Below are 2,168 nucleotides of genomic sequence, written 5' to 3'. Positions count from 1 at the left end.
GGGAACCTGGAAACGAAGGGGTCCAAGGACTTCTACACCTTCACGGTACCTGCCGGGGGCAAGACCCTGTTCCTGGATCTCAACCGGGATTGCGTGAGCCACCCCGATAACATCTTCGCGAACGGTCTTACCTGGCAGGTCACCTCGATCGCCAGCGGGGCAAAGGTCGCGGGGGACTACTGCGGCAGCGGGAACAAGACCGTCACCCTTCCAGCTGGTGATTACCGGCTGGAAATGGGCACCGACATCACCCGTAACTCCTACGGCACGTACAGTCTGGCGGCGTTCTTCGTCCCCGACCCCCAGACCTTCACCCTGCCCCTTGACGGGAGCGCCGTAAGCAACGGGGTTCCCGGGTCCGGTGCGGGGAACCTGGAGACCAAGAACTCAACTGACATCTACACGCTCAGCGTCCCGGACGGCGGCAAGACCCTGTTCCTTGATTTCCGGTCGTGCCTGAGCAACCCCGCCAATCCATACGCGAACGGACTTACCTGGCAGGTTGTGTCCAGCTCCACCGGAGTCAAAATGGGCGGTGACTACTGCGCCTCGGGGAACAAGACCGTTGGCCTTCCGCCAGGTGATTACCGCCTTGAGATGGGTACCGACGTTAGCCGTAACTCCTACGGCACGTACAGTCTGGCGGCGTTCTTCGTCCCCGACCAGCAGACCTACACCCTGCCGCTTGACGGCAGCGCCGTGAGTGACGGCGTCCCGGGAACCGGTGCGGGGAACCTGGAAACCCTGGGATCCAAGGACCTCTACACCTTCACCGTCCCGGACGGCGGAAAGACCCTGTTCCTGGACTTCCGTTCGTGCCTGAACCACCCCGCGAACCAGTACGCGAACGGGCTCACCTGGCAGGTCACCTCGGTCGCGAGCGGGGCGAAAGTCGCCGGGGACTACTGCGCCTCGGGGAACAAGACCGCGGCTCTCCCGACTGGTGACTACCGGCTCGAAATGGGATCGGACATCACCCGGAATTCCTACGGCACATATAGTCTGGCGGCGTTCTTTGTCCCCGACGCGCAGACCTTCACTCTGCCGCTTGACGGCAGCGCAGTCAGCAACGGCGTGCCCGGGGCTGGTGCAGGGAACCTGGAAACGAAGGGATCCAAGGACCTCTACACCTTCACCGTTCCTGAAGGGGGGAGATCGCTGTTCCTGGACTTCCGCTCGTGCGTTAGCAACAACGCGAACCAGTACGCGAACGGGCTCACCTGGCAGGTCACCTCCGTGGCGAGCGGAACAAAGGTCGCCGGGGACTACTGCGCCTCAGGGAACAAGACTGTGGCACTGGCGGCCGGTGATTACCGCCTGGAAATGGGCACCGACATCACCCGTAACTCCTACGGCACGTACAGTCTGGCGGCGTTCTTCGTCCCCGACGCGCAGACCTACCCTCTGCCGCTCGACGGCAGCATCATCAGCAACGGCGTCCCCGGGGCCGGTGCCGGGAACCTGGAAACCCTGGGATCCAAGGACCTCTACACCTTCACCGTCCCGGACGGCGGAAAGACCCTGTTTCTGGACTTCCATTCGTGCCTGAACCACCCCGCCAACACCTACGCGAACGGGCTCACCTGGCAAGTAACCTCCGTGGCGAGCGGGGCAAAGGTCGCCGGGGACTACTGCGCCTACGGGAACAAGACCGTTACCCTTCCGGCCGGAGATTACCGGCTCGAAATGGGATCGGACATCACCCGCAATTCCTATGGCACGTACAGTCTGGCGGCGTTCTTCGTCCCCGACCCCCAGACCTTCGCGCTCCCTCTTGACGGCAGCGCAATCAGCGACGGCGTGCCCGGGGCCGGCGCAGGGAACCTGGAAACGAAGGTATCCAAGGACCTCTACACCTTCACCGTTCCTGAAGGGGGGAGATCGCTGTTCCTGGATTTCCGCTCGTGCGTTAGCAGCAACGAGAACGGCTACGCGAACGGGCTCACCTGGCAGGTAACCTCCGTGGCGAGCGGGGCAAAGGTCGCCGGGGACTACTGCAGCTACGGGAATAAGACGGTTGCACTGCCCGCCGGTGATTACCGGCTTGAGATGGGCACGGACGTTAGCCGCAATTCCTATGGCACGTACAGTCTGTCGGCGTTCTTCGTCCCCGACCCTCAGACCTTCACCCTGCCGCTCGACGGGAGCGCCGTAAGCAACAGCGTCCC

The 2,168-nt window shown here is 63.1% G+C and carries 1 protein-coding gene; it reads left to right on the top strand.

Translation table 11 applies throughout. The features are described from left to right. The coding region (locus NFJ07_RS25480; RefSeq protein ID WP_269998887.1) for a hypothetical protein at positions 1 to 2,168 on the top strand (2,168 nt) is incomplete at both ends.

The organism is Arthrobacter sp. B2a2-09 (genome assembly GCF_027587375.1).
Lineage (GTDB): Bacteria > Actinomycetota > Actinomycetes > Actinomycetales > Micrococcaceae > Arthrobacter.
The sequence above is the reverse complement of the archived record's forward strand: the minus strand, read 5'-3'. Positions and strand labels throughout refer to the sequence as shown.